At 73.0% G+C, this 21,522-nt stretch carries 15 protein-coding genes and 2 riboswitches; of the genes, 11 read left to right on the forward strand and 4 right to left on the reverse strand.

From position 1 onward, the window contains the following. The first annotated feature begins 183 nt into the window (after positions 1 to 183). The 3 genes from sucC (at position 184) to ACZLKG_RS06680 (ending at position 4,149) form a co-directional block, all read left to right on the forward strand. The gene (sucC, locus tag ACZLKG_RS06670; RefSeq protein WP_425708261.1) at positions 184 to 1,350 is read left to right on the forward strand and encodes an ADP-forming succinate--CoA ligase subunit beta; all 1,167 of its coding nucleotides are present in this window, start codon (positions 184 to 186) and stop codon (positions 1,348 to 1,350) included. An 18-nt stretch (positions 1,351 to 1,368) separates the two neighbouring features. Then, positions 1,369 to 2,295 carry a succinate--CoA ligase subunit alpha gene (gene sucD, locus ACZLKG_RS06675; protein ID WP_463648279.1) on the forward strand — a complete coding sequence of 309 codons (927 nt, stop codon included), beginning with the start codon at positions 1,369 to 1,371 and terminating at the stop codon, positions 2,293 to 2,295. Between the two features lie 216 nt (positions 2,296 to 2,511). After that, positions 2,512 to 4,149: a cell division protein PerM gene (locus ACZLKG_RS06680; RefSeq protein ID WP_463648280.1), complete on the forward strand. Its 1,638-nt coding sequence runs from the start codon at positions 2,512 to 2,514 to the stop codon at positions 4,147 to 4,149. A 60-nt stretch (positions 4,150 to 4,209) separates the two neighbouring features. Here ACZLKG_RS06680 and ACZLKG_RS06685 read toward each other — a convergent pair whose 3' ends face one another. Both ACZLKG_RS06685 and ACZLKG_RS06690 read right to left on the reverse strand, forming a co-directional pair. Beyond that, on the reverse strand, positions 4,210 to 5,388 hold the full coding sequence (locus ACZLKG_RS06685) for a cystathionine gamma-synthase (RefSeq protein ID WP_425708258.1): 1,179 nt from the start codon (positions 5,386 to 5,388) through the stop codon (positions 4,210 to 4,212). Positions 5,389 to 5,489: 101 nt separating this feature from the next. Continuing rightward, on the reverse strand, positions 5,490 to 6,050 hold the full coding sequence (locus tag ACZLKG_RS06690; RefSeq protein WP_463648281.1) for a hypothetical protein: 561 nt from the start codon (positions 6,048 to 6,050) through the stop codon (positions 5,490 to 5,492). Positions 6,051 to 6,090: 40 nt separating this feature from the next. Here ACZLKG_RS06690 and purN point away from each other — a divergent pair, with 40 nt between their 5' ends. Next, positions 6,091 to 6,702: a phosphoribosylglycinamide formyltransferase gene (gene purN, locus ACZLKG_RS06695; RefSeq protein WP_463648282.1), complete on the forward strand. Its 612-nt coding sequence runs from the start codon at positions 6,091 to 6,093 to the stop codon at positions 6,700 to 6,702. 37 nt (positions 6,703 to 6,739) lie between these two features. Then, a riboswitch (ZMP/ZTP riboswitch) is annotated at positions 6,740 to 6,828 on the forward strand. Positions 6,829 to 6,873: 45 nt separating this feature from the next. Continuing rightward, positions 6,874 to 8,634: a bifunctional phosphoribosylaminoimidazolecarboxamide formyltransferase/IMP cyclohydrolase gene (purH, locus tag ACZLKG_RS06700; RefSeq protein ID WP_463648283.1), complete on the forward strand. Its 1,761-nt coding sequence runs from the start codon at positions 6,874 to 6,876 to the stop codon at positions 8,632 to 8,634. Positions 8,635 to 8,657: 23 nt separating this feature from the next. Here purH and ACZLKG_RS06705 read toward each other — a convergent pair whose 3' ends face one another. Beyond that, positions 8,658 to 10,088: an FAD-dependent oxidoreductase gene (locus ACZLKG_RS06705; protein WP_463648284.1), complete on the reverse strand. Its 1,431-nt coding sequence runs from the start codon at positions 10,086 to 10,088 to the stop codon at positions 8,658 to 8,660. A 22-nt stretch (positions 10,089 to 10,110) separates the two neighbouring features. Here ACZLKG_RS06705 and ACZLKG_RS06710 point away from each other — a divergent pair, with 22 nt between their 5' ends. The 5 genes from ACZLKG_RS06710 (at position 10,111) to ACZLKG_RS06730 (ending at position 19,647) form a co-directional block, all read left to right on the forward strand. Then, positions 10,111 to 10,377 (forward strand): hypothetical protein, encoded by a 267-nt coding sequence (locus ACZLKG_RS06710; RefSeq protein ID WP_425708254.1) that lies wholly within the window; start codon positions 10,111 to 10,113, stop codon positions 10,375 to 10,377. Positions 10,378 to 10,470: 93 nt separating this feature from the next. Next, entirely contained in the window at positions 10,471 to 11,862 is a 1,392-nt protein-coding gene (locus tag ACZLKG_RS06715; RefSeq protein ID WP_463648285.1) for a hemolysin family protein, read from the forward strand. A gap of 96 nt (positions 11,863 to 11,958) precedes the next feature. Beyond that, positions 11,959 to 12,948: a malate dehydrogenase gene (locus ACZLKG_RS06720; protein WP_463648286.1), complete on the forward strand. Its 990-nt coding sequence runs from the start codon at positions 11,959 to 11,961 to the stop codon at positions 12,946 to 12,948. A 267-nt stretch (positions 12,949 to 13,215) separates the two neighbouring features. Continuing rightward, the gene (locus ACZLKG_RS06725) at positions 13,216 to 14,310 is read left to right on the forward strand and encodes a CE1 family esterase (RefSeq protein ID WP_463648287.1); all 1,095 of its coding nucleotides are present in this window, start codon (positions 13,216 to 13,218) and stop codon (positions 14,308 to 14,310) included. A gap of 252 nt (positions 14,311 to 14,562) precedes the next feature. Continuing rightward, on the forward strand, positions 14,563 to 19,647 hold the full coding sequence (locus ACZLKG_RS06730; protein ID WP_425708250.1) for an ExeM/NucH family extracellular endonuclease: 5,085 nt from the start codon (positions 14,563 to 14,565) through the stop codon (positions 19,645 to 19,647). Between the two features lie 166 nt (positions 19,648 to 19,813). Here ACZLKG_RS06730 and purU read toward each other — a convergent pair whose 3' ends face one another. Then, entirely contained in the window at positions 19,814 to 20,686 is an 873-nt protein-coding gene (gene purU, locus ACZLKG_RS06735; RefSeq protein WP_463648288.1) for a formyltetrahydrofolate deformylase, read from the reverse strand. 89 nt (positions 20,687 to 20,775) lie between these two features. Between purU and ACZLKG_RS06740 the strand changes: the two genes are divergently transcribed. Then, a complete protein-coding gene (locus ACZLKG_RS06740; protein WP_425708248.1) occupies positions 20,776 to 21,282 on the forward strand; it encodes a GNAT family N-acetyltransferase in 507 nt (168 codons plus the stop codon). 101 nt (positions 21,283 to 21,383) lie between these two features. Further along, positions 21,384 to 21,484: riboswitch (ZMP/ZTP riboswitch) on the forward strand. Positions 21,485 to 21,522: the final 38 nt, after the last annotated feature.

A 21,522-nucleotide genomic window follows, 5' to 3' on the forward strand; every position in this document is an offset into this window, starting at 1 on the left:
GACAACGCCCCGCCACGGTCGTCCCAAGACTTGGCCACGATTGCCGGAAACCGCGGGAATCCGCCGTGGAACGTGGTCTGGCACACCCTGAGACGGTCCGGCCGGGACCTAGGTCCCGCGCTACGCTCCCAGCGGTGTCCCGGAGTCGAGACACCGCCAACGAGCGAGGGAAGGAACCATCGGGTGGACCTCTTCGAGTATCAGGCGCGCGACATGTTCGAGAAGCACGGCGTCCCCGTGCTGCCGGGCATCGTCGCCTCGACCCCGGCCGAGGCGCGCGCCGCCTACGAGGAGCTCGGTGGCGAGCTCGCGGTCATCAAGGCACAGGTGAAGATCGGCGGTCGCGGCAAGGCCGGCGGCGTCAAGCTCGCCCGCTCCGCCGACGAGGCCGAGCAGCACGCCCAGGCCATCCTCGGCATGGACATCAAGGGCCACACCGCCCGCAAGGTGCTCGTCGCCGCCGGCGCGGACATCGACACCGAGTACTACTTCTCCGTCCTCCTCGACCGCTCCGAGCGCCGCTACCTCGCCATGGCGTCCGTCGAGGGCGGCATGGAGATCGAGCAGCTCGCCGTCGAGCGTCCCGAGGCCCTCGCCCGCGTCCCCGTCGACCCGGTCGTCGGCATCGACAAGGCCAAGGCCGACGAGATCGTCGCCGCCGCCGGGTTCTCCGACGACGTCGCCCCGAAGGTCGCTGACGCGATCCAGCGGCTGTGGACCGTCTACCGCGAGGAGGACGCCACGCTCGTGGAGGTCAACCCCCTCGTGCGCACCCCCGACGGCGACATCATCGCCCTCGACGGCAAGGTCTCCCTCGACGACAACGCCTCCTTCCGCCACGAGGACCACGAGGCGCTGGTCGACGCGGCGTCGGAGGACCCGCTCGAGGCCAAGGCCAAGGCCAAGGGGCTCAACTACGTCAAGCTCGACGGCTCGGTCGGCATCATCGGCAACGGCGCGGGCCTCGTGATGTCCACGCTCGACGTCGTGGCCTACGCGGGCGAGACGCACGGGGTCGGACCGGCGAACTTCCTCGACATCGGCGGCGGCGCCTCGGCCCAGATCATGGCCGACGGCCTCGACGTCATCCTCGGCGATACGCAGGTCCGCTCGGTCTTCGTCAACGTCTTCGGCGGCATCACCGCCTGCGACGAGGTCGCCCGCGGCATCGTCCAGGCGCTCGAGATCATCGGCGACCAGGCCACCAAGCCGCTCGTCGTGCGGCTCGACGGCAACAACGTCGAGCAGGGCCGGGCGATCCTCGCCGAGGCGAACCACCCCCTGGTCACCCAGGCGGACACCATGGACGGCGGCGCGGCCAAGGCCGCCGAGCTCGCGGCAGCGAAGTAAGGAACGGGACCCACCACCATGTCGATCTTTCTCAACCGCGACTCCAAGGTCATCGTCCAGGGCATCACGGGCTCCGAGGGCACCAAGCACACCGGCCGCATGCTCGCCGCCGGCACGAACGTCGTCGGCGGAACCAACCCGCGCAAGGCCGGCACCACCGTCGACTTCGACGTGACGCCGATCGGCCCGGGCGCCGAGGAGCGCACCGGCGGGGCGGTGTCCGTCCCCGTGTTCGGTACGGTCGCCGAGGCCAGGGAGGCCACCGGCGCGAACGTGTCGGTCATCTTCGTCCCGCCGGCGTTCGCCAAGGGCGCCGTCGTCGAGGCCGTCGACGCCGGCGTCGAGCTGGTCGTCATCATCACCGAGGGCATCCCGGTCAAGGACTCCGCCGAGTTCTTCACCTACGCGCAGACCAAGGGCGTGCGCCTCATTGGCCCGAACTGCCCCGGGATCATCACGCCCGGCCAGTCCAACGTGGGCATCACCCCGCCGGACATCACCGGTCCCGGCCGCATCGGCCTGGTCTCGAAGTCGGGCACGCTGACCTACCAGATGATGTACGAGCTGTCCGACATCGGCTTCTCCACGGCCATCGGCATCGGCGGTGACCCGGTCATCGGCACCACGCACATCGACGCCCTGCGCGAGTTCGAGGCCGACCCGGACACCGACCTCATCGTCATGATCGGCGAGATCGGCGGCGACGCCGAGGAGCGGGCGGCGGCGTTCATCAAGGACAACGTCACCAAGCCGGTCGTCGGATACGTCGCCGGCTTCACCGCCCCCGAGGGCAAGACGATGGGCCACGCCGGCGCCATCGTCTCCGGCTCCGCCGGCACGGCCGCGGCCAAGCAGGAGGCCCTCGAGGCCGCCGGCGTCCGCGTGGGCAAGACCCCCACGGAGACGGCGAACCTCGCCAAGGAGATCCTCGCGGCGAAGGCCTGACCCGACGTCGGGCCCGCACCCGCGGCCCGGTGCTGCACGGACGTACGCCCCCGGGCGACCATCTGGTCGCCCGGGGGCGTATGTCGTCGTCGGGCTTGCGCAGTGTCGGGTGCCGGGTGCCGGGTGCCGAGGGGCGCGGGCCGCGGCCCGCGGTGAGCACCGACACCCGGGCGTGGCTCCCGCTCTCGGGCGACGATCGGCGCGACCATGTCCCCGATGACCGCCACGACGACCCGACCCGCGGCGACCGGCACCGGCCGCCGGTCGCTCCTGCCCGAGGGCTGGCTGCGCGCGCTCGTCGCCGCCCTCGAGGCGGCGCTGCTGGGCTGGCTGGTCTGCGTGGTCCCCGCGATCGCCGCCTACGTGGCCACGGCCGCCTCGCCGGCGCTGGGGGAGACGACGTGGCAGTCCGCGCTCGGCGTGGGCTCGGCCGCCTGGCTGCTCGGCCACGGCGCACCGGCCGGGACGCTCTCGCTCGTGCCGCTCGGCCTCAGCGCGGTCCTCGCCGCGCTCGTCATGGCCACCGCCCGGCGCCACGTCCTGGTCGGCGCGACCCACGTCGTCGTCGGCGTCGGCTACGTCGTCCTCGTGCAGGGCGTCAGCCTCCTCTCGCCGTTCGACGTCGACCACCTGCGCCTCGCGCTCGGGTCCGCCCTCGTGGCCGCGGCCGGTGGCCTGTGGTCGTGGTGGCGCACCGGGGCTCGGACCAGGGACGTCATCGCCGACGACGCCGCGGCCGCCCCGAGCGACCGGTTCGGGTACCGCAGCCTCCTGGTCGGTGTCCGCGCCCTGCGCGGTGCGGCCGCGACGCTCGCCGTGCTCGTCTGCCTCGGCCTGCTCGCGTCGGTGGCCGCGCTCGCGCTGCACGCCGACCGGGTCCTCGCCCTCCACGAGTCCTTCGACGCCGGGGTCGTCGGGGCCACCGTGCTCGTGCTCGGCCAGCTCGCGTACCTGCCGACCCTGGGGGTGTGGGCGCTGTCCTACATCGCGGGTCCGGGCTTCGCCGTCGGCGCCGGGACCTCGGTCGCGCCCGGCGGTGTCGAGCTCGGCGCCGTCCCGGGCATCCCGCTCCTCGGCGCGCTGCCGGAGTCGCCGTCACCGCTGGGCGCCTGGCCCGTGCTGCTGGTCGTCGTCGCGGGCGCCGTCGGGGCCTGGTGGACGAGCCGGCCCGGCCACGCCCACCGCCTCGTCGACGCCGTCGCCGGCGCGCTCGGCGCCGCCCTGATCGTGGGAAGCGCGACCCTCGTGGCCGCACTGGCGTCGTCGGGCGGCATCGGCTCGGGGCGGATGGCCGACCTCGGCCCCGACGCCCTCGTGCTCGCCGGCCTCGTGACCGCAGGGGTCGCGCTCGGCGCCCTCCTCACCACAGTCCTTCTCCACCCCCTCGTCCGCGCCGGGATCGCCGGCGGTGTCCGCTCCGTGCGGGGGCGCACGGGAGGTACGGAGGGCACGGACGACGCTGACGCGGGGTCCGGGGCCGCCACAGCAGGGACGTCTACGAAGGGTCCGCGGAGCGAGAAGGGTCCGCGGGGTGAGAAGGGCGCGGCCGCTACGCAGGGCGCAGCGAGCACGACGGACTCGGCGAGCGCGGGTGCGGCGGGGGAGAGCGTGGCGAGGTCGACCGGTGCCGGGAGCGGCGCCGGCACGACCTCGACGCAGTCCTCCTCGGCCCGCTCGAACCGGTCGCGGACGTCGTCGACGCGCACCACCTCGTCGACGAGCGCCACATCCACGACCCGCACCACCTCGTCGACGAGCGCCGGCCGCTGGTCGGTGACGGGCTCCATGGCGAGCTCCTCGCGGTCCCGCGGCGGTCGAGCGCACGGCGCCGCGGCCTCGGGCTCGACGCGCTGACGGCGCCGCGGCCTCGGACCCGTGGGGCTGACCGCCCCCGGCGTCGGTCAGGCGGCGTAGTCAGGCGGTGGCGGTGACCTGCCGGTCGGCCGAGGTGCGTGCGCGGTCGAGCGCCCGGAGGAGGTCCTCGACCAGGTCCCCGGCGTCCTCGATGCCGACGGAGATCCGCACGAGGTCGTCCGGCACCTGCAGGGGCGTGCCGACGGCGGCGAGGTGCGTCATCGTCGCCGGGTGCTCGATGAGCGACTCCACCCCGCCGAGCGACTCGGCGAGCGTGAACAGCTCGGTGGACTCGACGAAGGTGCGCGCCGCCTCGGCGTCGGTCAGGCGGACCGAGACCATGCCGCCGAACCCGGACATCTGGCGGGCGGCGACGTCGTGCCCGGGATGGGTGGTGAGGCCGGGGTAGGCGACCTCGGTGACGAGCGCGTGGTCCGCGAGGGCCTCGGCGACCCTCGCGGCGTTCGTACAGTGCCGGTCCATCCGCACGGCGAGCGTCTTGATCCCGCGGCTGACCAGCCAGGAGTCGAACGGGGACAGGCCGGTGCCCGCCCCGTTCTGCAGGTCGGCCAGGGCCTCGCGCCACGTGTCGTCGGCGAGGACCACCGCGCCGCCCACGACGTCGGAGTGCCCGCCCAGGTACTTGGTCAGCGAGTGCACGACGAGGTCGGCCCCCAGGGCGATCGGCTGCTGGAGGTAGGGCGTGGCGAAGGTGTTGTCGACGACGACGACCGCCCCGGCCGCGTGGGCGATCTCGGCGACCGCGGCGACGTCGACGATCCGCAGCAGCGGGTTGCTCGGGGTCTCGATCCAGACGACCCGCGGCGGGGTGTGCGCGACGGCCGCCCGCACGGCGTCGACGTCGGACAGGTCGACCGTGGACAGCGTGACGCCCCACGGGCCGAAGGTCGACTCGATGAGCCGGTGCGTCCCGGCGTACGCGTCGTCGCCGAGCAGGACGTGCGCCCCGGGGCCCGTCAGCGTCCGCAGCACGGCGTCCTCGGCGGCCATCCCGCTGGCGAACGTGAACGCCCCCGCGCCGCCCTCGAGCTCGGTGAGCGTCTCCTGCAGCGCGTCCCGCGTCGGGTTGCCGGTGCGGGTGTACTCGTAGCCCGCCCGCAGGACACCCACGGAGTCGTGGCGGAAGGTCGAGGAGAGGTGGAGCGGCCTGCTCACCGCGCCCGTCGCCGGGTCGGGGGACTGGCCCGCGTGGATGGTCCTGGTGCTCGGCTGCGTCATGCCCGCGACGCTAACGGCGCGGCGGAGCGGGCGCTGACGGCGAGGAGCGGTGTCCGGGACGTGGGACGGCGGGACCGGGGTCGGTGGCTCCGGAGCGTCCCTCAGCCGATGGGGAGCATGTCCCGCAGCCGGTCGTCGAGCTCGTTGGCGCAGGCGTCCCGCCCCTGGTTCGTCACGGCGCCGTCGAGGCACTCCTGGTGGTCGAGCTGGATGTTCCAGGCGAGCGCGGGCAGCAGGTGGAGCGCCGCGACGATCGAGCCGATGACGATCGTCACGACGGTCGAGCGCGCACGGCGCTGCTCGAGGGTGGGTCCCGGGCGGTCCTCGGGTGCGTCAGCGGCGCCGGCCCGGCCACCACTGCCGCCCTTTGCACCGCGGCTGCCCTGGCCGCCGACTGGCCCGGCCGGTCCCGCACCCGCCGTCGGTGCGCGGAACCGACGCGCGTAGACCGCGGCGGCGAGGCCCATGAGCGCGAGCACCCCCAGCCCGATGCTCTGCGGGAAGCGGGTGACGACCAGGGTGCCCAGGGCGCTGCCGATGACCAGGACGCTGGCCGCCGTCGACCAGCGGGCCAGCTGCGTGGCACGCTCCTCCTCCGCGGACCCGGACGGCCCCGGGTCGCTCGTCGGGGCGGGCGTCCGTCCGGTCGGTGGCGTCGTCACCGACCCATTGTCACCTCTTCGACGTCTACCGTTGGTCGTCGTGACCACCTCCGCCGCGCAGCGGCTGCGCCTCGTCGTGCTCGTCTCCGGATCGGGGACGCTCCTCCAGGCCGTCCTCGACGCCGCTGCGGGCGGGGCGCCGATCGACGTGGTCGCCGTCGGCGCGGACCGGCCGGGAACGCTCGGCGAGCAGCGCGCCCGGCGGGCGGGCGTGCCGACGTTCGTCGTCGCCCTCGGGGACCACCCGGACCGCGGGGCCTGGGACGCCCGGCTCGCGGAAGAGATCACCACCTGGTCGCCGGACGTGGTCGTGAGCGCGGGGTTCATGAAGATCCTCGGCCCGGCCGTGCTGGCCGCCGGCACCGTGCTCAACACGCACCCCGCGCTCCTGCCCGCCTTTCCCGGCGCCCACGGGGTGCGGGACGCCCTCGCCCATGGGGTGCGCGTCACCGGCTGTACCTGCCACGTGGTCGACGCCGGGGTCGACACCGGACCGATCGTCGACCAACGGGCCGTGCGGATCGAGCAGGACGACACGGAGGCGACGCTCCACGAGCGCATCAAGATCGAGGAGCGGGACATGCTCGTCGACGTCCTCACCCGGCTCGCCCGGGGCGAGCTCGCGCTCCCGGAGGCGCGTCCCACGTCCTGACGGCGCGCCGTGCGCCGCGGGAGCGAGCCGTAGACTGGCCACCGGTCGCGACTGGCGAACGAGGTGGGTGACCACCGGGGAGCGACCGACGCACCCCTCACCGCGCCGCTCGCCTGGGCGCCGGGGCCGGGCGCCCGCCGCGCCCGGGACCGCCGACCCGAGGAGGACCCCGTGACCGTCCAGCCGAACACCGACGCCGCGCCCGACGCCGACGCCCCGTCCACGAGCACCGCACCCGGGACGGGCCCCGAGCGCTCCGTCCGGGCCGCCGCGGACCGCCACCAGGTCCGTCGCGCGCTCGTCTCCGTCTACGACAAGACCGGCCTGGAGGACCTCGCCCGGGCGCTCGCGGAGGCGCGCGTGGAGATCGTCTCCACGGGCTCGACCGCCGCCCTCATCGCCGACGCCGGTATCCCCGTCACCCCCGTCGAGGCCGTCACCGGGTTCCCCGAGTGCCTCGACGGACGGGTCAAGACGCTGCACCCGAACGTCCACGCCGGAGTCCTGGCCGACCGTCGGCTGCCCGCGCACCGCGAGCAGCTCGACGAGCTCGGCATCGAGCCGTTCGACCTCGTCGTCGTCAACCTCTACCCGTTCGCGCAGACCGTCGCCTCCGGTGCCGGGTACGACGCCGCGGTCGAGCAGATCGACATCGGCGGACCCACGATGGTGCGCGCCGCGGCGAAGAACCACCCCTCGGTCGCGGTCGTCGTCGACCCGGGCCGGTACGGCGAGGTCGTCGCCGCGCTGGACGCCGGCGGGTTCACGTTCGCCGAGCGGCGGGCGCTCGCCGCCGACGCCTTCGCCCACACCGCCTCCTACGACTCGGCCGTCGCCTCATGGTTCGCCGAGCAGGTCGGGAAGGCCGAGACCGCGTCGACCGGCTATGACGCCGACGCCCCCGTCGCGCAGGCACCGGCCTTCGTGGGGCTGGCGCTCGAGCGGCGCGCCACCCTGCGCTACGGCGAGAACCCGCACCAGGCCGCCGCCCTGTACGCCCCCGCGGGTGCCGTCGACGGTATCGCGGGAGCGACCCAGCTGCAGGGCAAGGCGATGAGCTACAACAACTACGTCGACGCCGACGCCGCCCTGCGCGCCGCACTCGACCACGAGCGGCCCGCGGTGGCGATCATCAAGCACGCCAACCCGTGCGGAATCGCGGTCGGTCAGGACGTCGAGGACGCCTACCGCGCCGCGCACGCCTGCGACCCGGTCTCGGCCTACGGCGGCGTCATCGCCGTGAACCGGCCCGTGACCGCCGCGATGGCCCGGGCCATGAAGGGCGTGTTCACCGAGGTGCTCGTCGCACCGGAGATCGAGCCGGAGGCCGTCGAGGTGCTGTCCACGCGGAAGAACCTCCGCGTCCTCACGGTGACCCCGGCGCCGCGCGACGGCACGGAGATCCGACCCGTCACCGGCGGTGCGCTCGTCCAGGCCCGCGACGCGGTCGACGCCCCCGGCGACGCCGTGGAGGCCTGGACCCACGTGGCGGGCGAGCCGGCCGACGCAGCCACGCTCGCGGACCTGGAGTTCGCGTGGCGGTCCGTGCGGTCCGTGCGCTCGAACGCGGTGCTGCTCGCGCACGCCGGCGCGACCGTGGGCGTGGGCATGGGCCAGGTCAACCGCGTGGACTCCTGCCGGCTCGCCGTCGAGCGCGCGAACACGCTCGGGGTCGAGGTGAGCTCGGACGTCGACTCCGCGGGCGGCGCGCAGGCCACCGGTGCGGCCGCGCGGCCCGAGCGTGCGCGCGGCGCGGTCGCCGCGTCCGACGCGTTCTTCCCGTTCGCCGACGGGCTGCAGGTGCTCCTCGACGCCGGCGTCCGCGCCGTCGTGCACCCGGGCGGCTCGATCCGCGACGACGAGGTCACCGCGGCCGCGCAGGCCGCCGGCGTGACGATGTACCTCACGGGCACCCGCCACTTCGCCCACTGAGCCGGGCCCGGCCCGGTGCGCGGTCAGCGGCGCGCGATCGCGTCGCGCAGCCGCCGGGACGGGTCCGCCGCGACGGCGGCGTCGAGGTTGGGCCGGCCCCCGCCCGCCAGCGCGCGGCGCAGCGGCGGCACGTCGCGGGGGTGGTCGGCCGTGGCGGCACCGACCAGCCGGCCGGCGTCGTCGGTCCACAGCCAGGTGACCCCGGCGTCGTCCGACCGTTCCACGGTGGGCGGTCCGGCCGGGTCGCCGAGGACCGCGACGTCGTGCCCGAACATCTCCGAGAAGACGTAGGACGCCGGCGGTGGTGGGGCATCGAGGCCGAGGACGCCCGCCGCGAGCGCCGTCGGGTGGTGCAGCGCTCCCTCCCAGTGGGCACCCGGCTCCGTGCGGCCGTCGGGACGGACGGTCGCCGCGGCGTCCCCGACCGCCCACAGCCACGGCGGCCCGTCCAGGGCCCGCCCCAGGGCGTCGACCCGCACGTGACCGGTCGGGGCGAGCGGGGCGGCGCCGGCCAGCCAGTCCGTCTCCGGCACGGCCCCGAGGGCCGCGAGCACGACGTCGGCACGCACCTCGCGGCCGTCCGTCAGGGTGACGACGCGCTCGCCCGGGTCGGCCGGTCCGGCGTCGGGGCCCTCGGCCGGTCCGGCGTCGGAGGCTGCGGCCGGGTCGGCCGGTCCGGCGGCCTCGCGCGTCAGGGCGACGGTGGACACGCCGGTCCCGGTGAGCAGCTCGACCCCCGCGGACTCGAACCAGCCGCGGACGTGGCGCCCGAGCACGCGGGGCGCACGACCGAGCGGCTCGTCGGCGGTCTCGACGACCGTCACCCGGACCCCCGCCGCGGCGGCCGCCCCCGCTACTTCCGCGCCGATCCAGCCCGCGCCGACGACGACGAGCCGCGCTCCGGGTGCGAGCGCGGCCCGCAGACCCGTGGCGTCGGCGGCCGACCGCAGGGTCCGCGCGCCCGGCCACGGAGCGGCGACGGCGCGCGCACCGGTCGCGGCGACGACGACGCGGGCGCGCACGACCGTGCCGTCGTCGAGCGTGACCTCGGCCCTGGCGCCGGCGGGCGCCCCGGGACCGGTCGTCGTGCGGACCGCCGGTCGTGGCGTCGTGCCGGGGGTGCTCCCGGCCGCGTCCTCTCCGGTGGTGTAATCGCCGGCCGCGTCATCGCCCGCCAGGTCTCGCACCGACCGGACGGCCGCCCGGCGATGGGGGACACCGAGCGCGTCGAGGTCGCCGAGGCCGCCCGCGGACAGCAGCGGGGGTGCCTCCTGTGTGAAGAGGTGGGTCGACAGGGTGGTGCGGTCGTACGGGTCGCCCTCCTCGGCGCCGACGAGGAGCACCGTCCCGGCCAGGCCCGCCTCCCGCAGGGCGGCCGCCGTCCGCAGGCCCGCCAGGCCGCCGCCCGCCACGAGGACGTCGACCTGCTCGGGACGGGCTGCCGGCGGACGCATCCGCCCACGGTAGCCTCGCCGCGTGACGACGAACCGGGCACCCGTCCTCCCCGGACTCGCGATCCTCGGCTGGGTCGCGGTCGTCGTGCTCGTCGGCGTCGTCGTCGGCGTGCCGACCGCCTGCTACCTGCTCGCCGGCATGCTCGTCGTCATGGCCGTGGTCCGGGCCGCGTTCGGCGCGCGCGAGATCATCGGGGGCCGCGCGCTCGCGATCGACCTCGCCACGCTGCTCGGTGCGGCGGCCGTCCTGGCCTTCCTCGCCCCGTGGGGGAACGCCGTCGCGGTCTGACGGCCGGGCCGGGCGCGACGGCCGCCATCGCCGGAGCGGAGCGCCACACGCGGCCCGCCACCACGCCCGGTCGACCGACCCGATAATGGACGGGTGCACCCGCTACTTCAGGACTCCTTGCTCGTCCTCGTCTTCGTCCTCATCGGCGGGGTGTTCGCGGCCTCGGAGTTCGCGCTCGTCTCGCTGCGTGAGTCGCAGGTCCGATCGATGGCCGCCCGCGGCGGAAGCGGCGCCACCGTCGCGAAGCTGACCGAGAACCCCAACACCTTCCTGTCCGCGGTGCAGGTCGGCGTCACGCTCGCGGGCTTCTTCTCGGCCTCCTACGGCGCGTCGACGATCGCCCCCTACGTCTCCCCCTACCTCGTGGACTGGGGACTCTCCGAGCGGGTCGCCGGCACAGCGGCGTTCATCGGCATCACGCTCATCGTGTCCTACATGTCGCTCGTCTTCGGCGAGATGGTGCCCAAGCGGCTCGCGATGCAGGGCGCCGAGAAGTTCTCGATGATCGTGGCCCGGCCGCTCAACGTCATCGCCCTCGTCCTGCGCCCCGTCATCTGGCTGCTCGACGTCTCCACCAACCTCGTGCTCCGTGTCCTGGGCCGCGACCCGCACGCCCGCGCGGAGGAGATGGACGCCGAGGAGCTGCGCCAGATCGTCGCCGGCCACGAGGGGCTCGGCGCCGAGGAGCGCCAGATCGTCACCGACCTGCTCGCGGTGGGGGAGCGGTCCGTCCAGGAGGTGATGACGCCGCGCACGGAGGTCGAGTTCCTCGACGCCGACACCCCGATCGAGGACGCGCGCGCGACGGTGGGGTCGATGGAGCACTCGCGCTACCCGGTCCGCGGCGAGAACGACGACGACATCCTCGGCTTCGTCCACGTCCGCGACTTCATCAACCCCGGCCCCGAGATCCGGTTCGTGCGGGACCTCGTGCGCGAGACCCTGTACTTCCCGACGGGCAAGGAGGTCCTCTCGACGCTCACCGAGATGCGCCGCACGCACGCGCACTTCGCCGTCATCGTCGACGAGTACGGCGGCACCGACGGCATCGTGACGATGGAGGACGTCGTCGAGGAGTTCGTCGGCGAGATCCACGACGAGTACGACCGTGAGGAGCCGGAGGTCGTGGAGGGCGCCGGCGCCGACGACGTCTCCGGGCTGCTCAGCCGCGCAGAGATCCAGCGGCTGTTCGATGTCGAGCTGCCGGAGGGCCCCTACGACACGCTCGCGGGCTACATCATGTCCGAGCTCGGTCGTCTGCCGGCCGAGGGCGACGCCGTGGCCTGGGGCGACGCGACGCTCACCGTGCGGACCCTCGACGGACGCCGCATCGACCGCGTCACCGTCACGCGGCCCGAGCCGGAGCCCGAGGACGCCCGTGCGGACGGGGCGGACGCGTCCGTCGCCGGTGCCGACGGGGAGCAGGCCCGCGCCGGTGCGGCCGACGACGGACGACCCGGCCCGGACCGGCCGCACGCCCACTAACCTGGAGGCGCGCGGGGCACCCACCGGCAGGCCGCGACCCGACCTGGCGGCGCCCCACCGGCCCACGTCCGCACATCCCCGACGAAGGAGTCCTGCATGTCCGCCACCCCCGTGAACGTCACCGTCACGGGCGCCGCCGGCCAGATCGGCTACGCCCTGCTCTTCCGCATCGCCTCGGGCCAGCTGCTGGGCGCCGACACGCCCGTGCGCCTGCGTCTGCTCGAGATCCCGCAGGCCGTCAAGGCGGCCGAGGGCACCGCGATGGAGCTGGCGGACGGCGCGTTCCCGCTCCTGGCCGGCGTCGACATCTTCGACGACCCGGTCAAGGCCTTCGACGGCACCAACGTCGGCCTGCTCGTGGGCGCACGCCCGCGGGGCGCCGGCATGGAGCGCGGCGACCTGCTCGCGGCCAACGGCGGCATCTTCGGCCCCCAGGGCAAGGCGATCAACGCCGGCGCCGCGGACGACGTCCGGGTCCTCGTCGTCGGTAACCCGGCCAACACCAACGCGCTCATCGCGGCCAAGAACGCCCCCGACGTCCCGGCCTCTCGCTTCACCGCGATGACCCGCCTGGACCACAACCGGGCCGTCAGCCAGCTCGCCTCGAAGACCGGCGCCGCCGTGAGCGACATCGACCGGCTGACGATCTGGGGCAACCACTCCTCGACCCAGTACCCGGACCTCACGCAGACGACGATCGCCGGCAAGCCCGTCACCGACCTGCTCGCCGACCGCGAGTGGGTCGAGAACGACTTCATCCCGACCGTCGCCAAGCGCGGGGCGGCCATCATCGAGGCGCGCGGCGCGTCGTCGGCGGCCTCGGCCGCGTCGGCCGCGATCGACCACGTGCACGACTGGGTGAACGGCGTGACGGGCTCGTGGACGTCGGCGGCCATCTACTCCGACGGCTCCCACTACGGCGTGCCCGAGGGCATCGTCTACTCCTTCCCCGTGACGTCGGAGAACGGCGAGTGGAAGGTCGTCGAGGGCCTCGACATCGACGAGTTCTCCCGCGGCCGGATGGACGCCACCGCTGCGGAGCTCGTCGAGGAGCGCGACGCCGTCGCGGAGCTAGGCCTGATCTGATCCGTCCCGCCGGCGGGTGAGCCGGCGGGTCGTCCGTGGCTTGCGAGCGGGTGGGGACCACGGCACGTTGCCGGAGCGGACCCCGGTAGATCGCCGGAGCGGACCTCACGGGGCCGCCACCTACGGGTGGCGGCCCCGTCGTCGTTCGTGCTCGTCAAAGGTGCGGTGCGCCCGCTGGTTCTCGCGATGTGGGACCTCGGCATCGTCGGAGATTCCCAGGTCGCGGCGGGGATAGCGTCACGGTTCCCCTCGAGATCAAGGAGAACCATGAGGACCCCTCGACGCGTGATCGGTGGCGCTGCGCTCGGCACGCTGCTCCTGACGGTGGCCGCCTGCGGTGCCGACGATGCTGCGAACGACGACGACACCGCGACGGACGAGTCCGCGACGGACGACGACGCCGGAGAGAGCGAGTCCGGGACGGACGGGGCCGGCGGCTCGGGAGACGCCGTCGACGACGAGGAGCTCGCGCCCGGGCAGCACGAGTTCGCGGCCGAGATCGACGGTCACGACAGGAGCGGAGTCGTGCTCCTGCCGTCCGGCTGGACGCCCGACGCCGATCTCCCGCTCGTGGTCAACCTGCACGGATCCGGCTCGGACGGCGCCGAGCAGGTTCTGTGGTCCGCCGCGACCGGCACGGCGGACGCGGAGGGCTACGTCGTCGTGCTCCCCGACGGAGGGTTCGAGGACCCGGACGGCGGTCGGCTGTGGAACGTCCCCGGCGTGACCGACGCGCCTGACGACGCCCCGGACGACATCGCCTTCCTCCAGGCTCTGGTCGACTGGTCCGCCGAGGAGTACGGGACCTCGACCCAGGACGTCTTCGCGACCGGCTACTCCGGCGGGGGCCGGATGATCTCGCAGGCCGCGTGCGACGACCCGGACCTGTTCCGTGCCATCGCGCCCGTGACGGGACTTCGCTCCGGGGCGCCCGTCGAGGGCGAGGACGGCTGGGTGCCCGACCCCGCCACCTGCGAGCCGGACGAGGTCACGCCGATCGTCACGTTCGTCGGCACCGACGACCCGGTGAACCCGCTCGACGGGGGCGGCGCCGACTACTGGCGTTACGGGCACGAGGCCGCCCTCGACCGGTGGGCCGAGATCGGCGGCTACGAGGTCCGGGAGGACACGGACCAGGGGGACGGCGTCACCCTCACCTCCATCGGCGACGGCGAGGGCCCCGACGAGATCCGCTCGTGGTCCATCGACGGGGCCGGACACGTCTGGCCCGGATCGCCGGCGTTCGAGGAGGAGACCGACTGGGCCGGGACGCCCACGGACGCGATCGATGCGAACGAGCTCATCTGGGACTCCTTCGAGCAGTTCCTGGGCGAGAACCCGACTGCCGACGCAGGGCGCTGAGGCGTCGGACGTGGGTCGGCGGGCGCTGTGGACGTCCGACGACGTCCGCAGCGACCGCCGCACGTGACGGTGGTCAGGGTCGTGAGGGTGTGCGACACTCCCGTCCGAAGGCGCGGTGAACGGGAGATGCACAGTCGACGACGAGTGTGCTGACCGGTCCTGCAGGGCGGTCGCCCGGGGCGAGGATGGTCCGGGCACCGGTGACGGTCGCCCACCCTGCCCATGTCCCCACCCGGCAAGGAGCAACACGACGTGACTGTTCGCCCCATCACCGGACGACGGGGGGTGGGGCTGGGCGCTGTCGTCGCTCTCGGTCTGACCTCCGCCGTCGTTCCCGTCGCCGCGGCGCCCGCGGTGGCCGCACCCGACGACTCCGACGTCATCATCAACGAGTACTACGCGCGCGGTGGGTCCGCGAACGCGCCGTACCAGCAGAAGTTCGTCGAGCTGTACAACCCGACGAGCGAGCCGATCGACCTGTCGGGCATGTCGCTGCAGTACCGGTCCGCGACCGGCACCGGTGCCACGAGCGGCAACGCCGCGCTCGAGGGCACGATCGAGCCCGGCGAGTACTTCGTGGTCTCCGGCGGTTCGAACGGATCGACCGGTCAGGACCTCTCCGAGCTGTCTGACCTTCACGTCGGCGGCTCGCTCAACCCGGGCGGGAGCAACGGGGTGATCGTCCTCGTCGACGGCACGGACAACGTCACGCTGCCGCAGGGCAGCGTGGCGACCGGTGACCTCGACGGCGCGATCGTCGACCTCGTCGGGACGGGCACCGCGACGACGTTCGAGGGCACGGGGGCTGCTGCCAACCAGGGTGGTACCACTGACCCGCTGTCCTGGCAGCGCGACGGCCACGCGGACACCGACGACAACGCGGCCGACTTCGAGATGGCCGCCCCGACCCCGGAGATCGAGGGCGGTGGCACGGACCCCGACCCCGACCCGGATCCGGACCCCGAGCCGGGCGAGCCCCTGACGATCGAGCAGATCCAGGGCATCGGCGACGCGACCCCGTACGACGGCGACGCCGTCACCACACGCGGCGTCGTCACCGCCGTCTACCCGGCCGGCGGGTTCGACGGCTTCACCATCCAGACCGAGGGCACCGGAGGCGACCTGAGCGAGCACACCGCCTCGTCGGGCATCTTCGTCTACGGACCCGACGTCGTCGGCGACGTGGAGATCGGCGACTTCGTCGAGGTCTCCGGCACCGCCGGCGAGTACTTCGGCCTCACCCAGATCTCCGGGCCGACCGTCACGCCTCTGGAGGAGGAGTTCACCGACGTCGAGCCGGTCGAGATCGCCTGGCCCGAGACCGACGCGGAGCGCGAGCTCTACGAGTCCATGCTCATGCTGCCGACCGACGAGTTCACCGTCACCAACACCTACTGGACGCTCCAGTACGGCGAGGTCGGCCTCGCCACCGGCGACAGCCCGCTCATCACCCCGACCGACGTCGCCAACCCGGTGACGGACCCCGAGGGCGTCGCCGCCGTCGAGGCCGACAACGCCGCCCGCGGCGTCGTGCTCAACGACGGGTCGAGCTTTAACCTCATCAACTTCGACTTCGACGACCACGAGATCCCGCTGCCGTACGTCACGCCCGACGCGCCCCTGCGGACCGGCGCAGCCGCGACGTTCGAGGCCCCGGTGATCGTCGACTTCCGCCGCGTCCAGAACGGCGACAGCGCATGGAGCTTCCAGCCCACCACCCGCGCCAGCGGCGAGAACTACACCGACTGGCTCGAGTTCGAGAACGACCGCGCCGAGCACGCCGCCCCGGCGGAGGTCGGCGGCAACATCCAGGTCGCCTCGTTCAACGTCCTCAACTACTTCTCCACCCTCGGCGAGGACGAGGAGAACTGCGACTTCTACCCCGACCGTGAGGGCAACCCGACCACGGCCGACTGGTGCGACGTCCGCGGGGCCTGGTCCAGCGAGGCGTTCGCCCGCCAGGAGGAGAAGATCGTCGACGCGATCAACACCCTCGACGCCGACGTCGTCGCGCTCGAGGAGATCGAGAACTCGGCCGAGTTCGGTCAGGACCGCGACGCGGCCCTCGCCACGCTGACCGAGGCGCTCAACGAGGACGCCGGCGCCGGCACGTGGGGCTACGTCGAGTCGCCCGCCGAGCTCCCCGCGGACGAGGACGTCATCCGTACGGCCTTCATCTACCGGGTCGACACGATCTCGCCCGTCGGCGAGTCGCTGATCCTCACCGACAGCGACGCGTTCGGCAACGCGCGCGAGCCGCTCGCGCAGGAGTTCGCCGCGGTCGGCGCGGACGAGGAGCTCTCGGAGACGACCTTCGTCGTCACCGCGAACCACTTCAAGTCCAAGGGCTCCGGCACCGACGACGGCACGGGCCAGGGCAACGCCAACCCGGACCGCATCGCGCAGGCCGAGGCCCTCGTCGAGTGGACCGAGGGGAACTGGGGCGCCGACCAGCCCGTCCTGCAGGCCGGTGACTTCAACGCCTACTCGGCCGAGGACCCCATGCAGGTCTTCTACGACGCGGGGTACACGAACCTCACGGAGTTCGACCGCTCGGGCGCGCACAGCTACAACTTCGACGGCATGGACGGGTCGCTCGACCACATCCTCGCCAACGAGGCTGCGCTCGAGCTCTTCACGGGCTCGACGATCTGGGAGATCAACGCCAACGAGCCGCTCGCGCTCGAGTACAGCCGGCACAACTACAACGTGACGAACTTCCACGAGGTCTCCCCGTTCCGGTCCTCCGACCACAACCCGGGCATCGTCGGCCTCGACATCCCCCTCGACGCCGAGCCTCCGGCCGACCCGGGTCCGCTGTCGCTCACGGTGGTCAACCGGCAGGACGGTGTGGTGGGTTCGACGGGCTGGTTGTTCGAGTCGGAGGACGGCGCGTCGTTCTACGTCGCGGACAACAACCGGTCCACCGGTGAGGACGGCGTCGAGACGCTTGTCGACGAGGACTCCGCGTTCGGGTCGATCGTGGTCAACGGTCTGCCGGCCGGCGACTACACGGTGACCAACCAGTCGCCCGGTTCCTCGGGCTACCGCGCGCCGGAGCCGATCTCGGTGACGATCACGGGCGAGGAGCAGTCGCTGGAGCCGTTCGTCATGCTCGGCAACGGTTCGACCTCGGTGTTCGCGTACGACGAGGACGGCGAGCTCGTCCCGGGTGTCACCTACCGCTTCACCAGTGCCGAGGGCGAGACCTTCGAGATCGCGGACGGGTCCGAGCAGGACACCTCCGACGTCGAGGGCCGCGTGAGCGTGGGCGGCCTGGAGCTGGTGGACTGGACGATCGAGCTCGTCGAGGTGCCGGACGGCTTCGAACTCGACGAGGAGGCGTCCCTGACGGTTCCGCTGTCGCCGGGCACGCCGCACCGTATGGCCGGTTCGTTCACGCTCGCGGCCGCCCCGGTGGTGCCGGGCCCGGTGAGCTTCTCGGTGGCGGACTCCTCGGGGTACACGATCTCCAACACGGTGTGGCAGTTCACGGACGCCGAAGGCGCCACGTTCACGGTGGCGGACAACAACGCTCGGGCTGCGGACCTGGAGGACATCGACGACGAGCGCAGTCAGGTCACCGTGTCCGGGATCTCGGCCGGTGAGTACACGGTGGAGAACACCTCTGTGGCCTCGCCGTGGCGTGCACCGGAGCCGTTCTCGGTGACGGTCACCGGCGACGAGCAGGACCTCGGCGAGTTCCTCATGCCCGGTAACGGCCGCATCGCGGTGTGGGTGCAGGACCAGGACGAGGAGCCGATCGAGGGCGTGACGTTCCGATTCACGGCTGCCGACGGAACGGAGATCGACGTCGTCGACGGGTCCGAGGAGGACCTGGCGCCGGCCGTGGGCACGGTCCGTGCCGGTGAGCTGGAGCTGGGCACGTACCAGGTCTCGATCGTCGACGCCCCGGGCTACGCGTTCGACCCGGAGGAGACCCTCGAGGTCACGATCGACTCCGGTACCCCGAACAGGTTCGCCGGCGGCTTCACCCTGACCCAGGCCGTTCCGGGTCCGGTGACGATCGATGTCGACGACGTGGACGGACAGTGGGTGAACTTCACGACGTGGCAGTTCACGGACGTCAACGACCCGGAGTCGGTGTTCGTCGTCAACGACAACAACTACTACAGCCAGGACATCGCCAACCTGCAGGACACCGACGACGAGTTCGGTGTCACGACGTTCACGGGCCTGCCGGCCGGTGAGTACGAGGTCGAGGCGCTGCGGGTGCCCGACGCCTGGCGTGCGCCGGAGCCGTTCACCATCGAGGTGACCGGTGAGGAGCAGGCGTTCGAGCCGTGGGTGCTGCCCGGGAACGGGACGGTGACCGCGATGGCTCGGGACGAGGACGGTGCGCTGCTCGCCGGTGCGACGTTCCTGTTCACCGCGCCGGACGGTACGGCGATCGAGGTGGTCGACGGCGGTGAGCTGGACACCAACCCGAACGACGGTGTCGTGCGGCTCTCGGAGCTGGAGTTCGGTACGTACTCGGTCCAGGTGGTCGCGGCTCCGGAGGGCTACGAGTTCGACGCCGAGGACGTCCGCGAGGTCACGCTCACGCGCAGCTCCTACGTCGGATCCATCGGCCGGGCCTTCGAGCTCACCGAGGCGCCGGTCGAGCCGGAGCCGGAGCCGGAGCCGGTCCCGCCGACGCCGGGTCGTGGGTTCTACCTCAACGACGGCTGGGACATCTGGGCGGACCACGAGTTCTCCTTCGGCCGCCCCGGTGACGACGTCCTGGTCGGTGACTGGGACGGCGACGGCTCCGACACGCTTGCTGTGCGTCGGGGCAACAGCTACTTCCTGTCCAACACCCTGTACGGGGGCAACGCGGACGTGGAGCTGACCTACGGCCGCGCGAGCGACACCGTGCTCGTGGGTGACTGGGACGGCGACGGCGTGGACACCCTGGCCGTGCGTCGTGGCAACGCCTACTTCGTGTCGAACTCGCTCGCGGGCGGCAACGCGGACACGGAGCTGACGTACGGCCTTAGCACCGACACGGTCCTGGTGGGTGACTGGGACGGCAACGGGACGGACACCTTCGGTGTGCGTCGCGGGAACGCCTACTTCCTGGCGAACTCGCTGGCCGGTGGGAACGCGGACGTGCAGCTGACCTACGGCCGGGCGAGCGACACGGTGCTGGTGGGTGACTGGGACGGCAACGGCGTGGATTCGTTCGCGGTGCGTCGCGGTAACCAGTACCTGGTGTCGAACTCGCTGACCGGCGGATGGGCCGACCGCGAGGTCCGCTACGGCCGGGTCTCCGACGAGGTGTTCGTCGGTGACTGGGACGGCGACGGCTCCGACACCCTCGGTGTGCGCCGCTGACCCGCACACACGGTCACGCGTGAGCGGGCCCCGCACCCAGATCGGGTGCGGGGCCCGCTTCGTCGTATCGAGGGGATCGTGCTCAGCCGAGCGGTGGGCGATGTGCTCGCTCGCCGGGCGGAAGTCCGCTCACTCGTGAGGAGGAAGTCCGCTCACTCGCCAGGGGTCAGGGCAGGACGACCGTGCGGTGTCCGTTGAGCAGCACGCGGTGCTCCGCGTGCCAGCGCACCGCGCGGGCCAGCACGCGCCGTTCGACGTCCTGGCCGCGCGCCACGAGCTCGGCGACCTCGTCGGCGTGGTTCACGCGCTCGACGTCCTGCTCGATGATCGGCCCCTCGTCGAGGTCCGCCGTCACGTAGTGGGCGCTCGCCCCGATGAGCTTGACGCCCCGCGCGTGGGCCTGGGCGTAGGGGCGCGCGCCCTTGAAGCTCGGCAGGAACGAGTGGTGGATGTTGATGGCCCGCCCCTCGAGCTTGCGGCACAGGTCGTCGGAGAGGATCTGCATGTAGCGGGCCAGCACCACCAGCTCGACGTCGAGCTCGTCGACGAGGTTCATCAGCCGGGCCTCGGCCTCGGGCTTCGTCTCCTTCGTCACCGGGACGTGGAGGAACGGCACCCCGTAGAACTGCGCCAGCGGCTCGAGGTCCGGGTGGTTCGAGACCACGGCCTGGATGTCGACCTGCAGGCGGTCCGAGCGCTGCCGGAAGAGCAGGTCGGTGAGGCAGTGGGCCTCCTTGGACACGAGCACGATCGTGCGCAGGGGCCGGCCGACGACGTCGAGCGTGTACGTCATGTCGAACCGCTCGGCGAGCCCCTCGACCGCGGCCCGCACGTCCTCGACGTCGTGCTCGGTGCGGACCTGGACCCGCATGAAGAACAGGCCCGTCTCCGGGTCCCCGTACTGCTGGGATTCGGTGATGTTGCCGCCGTGCTCGGACAGCACGCCGGACACGGCGTGCACGATGCCGGGCCGGTCCGGGCAGGACAGGGCGAGGACGAGGTGCTGCGGATCGACGACGGTGGGGGTCACCGGCCGCACCCTAGCCCTCCCCGCGCAGCCGCGGCCGGGATGACCACGCCTCGCGCCGACGTCCGTCACGGCGGCGCCGAGGGTGGAAGAATGTCGCCATGGACGTAACGATCGACGTGGTCGACGACGAGCACGCGGGCGACCTGCTGACGGTCCGTCGTGCCGCGTTCGTCACCGAGGCCCAGATCTACCAGGACCCGCACCTGCCGGCGCTCACGCAGTCGCTCACCGAGCTGCGGGCCGACCTGGCGCGCGAGGACGTCGTGACGATCGGCGGATGGCTCGGGCACCGGCTCGTCGGCTCGGTCCGGGTCGAGCTCGGTGGGGACCGGGCCACCCTGAGCAGGCTCGCGGTCGTCCCCGACCTGCAGAACCAGGGCATCGGGACCGAGCTGCTGATGTCGGTGCTCGAGTACCTCCCGGAGGAGACCTCCGAGGTGTGGATCTCCACGGGCCAGGACTCCATGCAGAACCTCGCGATGTACCAGAAGAACGGGTTCGAGCACCAGTTCGACCAGCACACCGGCGACCTCACGTACGCCTACCTGCGGCGCATCCTCGGCGAGGGGGAGCCGGTCGGGGCCAGCGCCGGCAGTCCCGAGTAGCCGGCACGGCGCCGGCGGCGCAGGCAGCGTCGAGCAGCCTGCACGGCGCCGAGCAGCCGCAGCCCGCGCGCTGGCACTCCACCCCCGTCGGACCGGTAGGCTGGCCGCGTCGTGACTGGCGCGAGGTGGATCCACCACCGGGGAGCGACGAACCGTGGCCCGCCACGGAGGCAGTCTTCGGCCGTCCGCCTGGGTCGGGGTCACCACAGTCGTGAGTCCTCACGCCGTGGCGTGACCGAC

The sequence above is a fragment of the Georgenia sp. Z2081 genome (assembly GCF_055326445.1).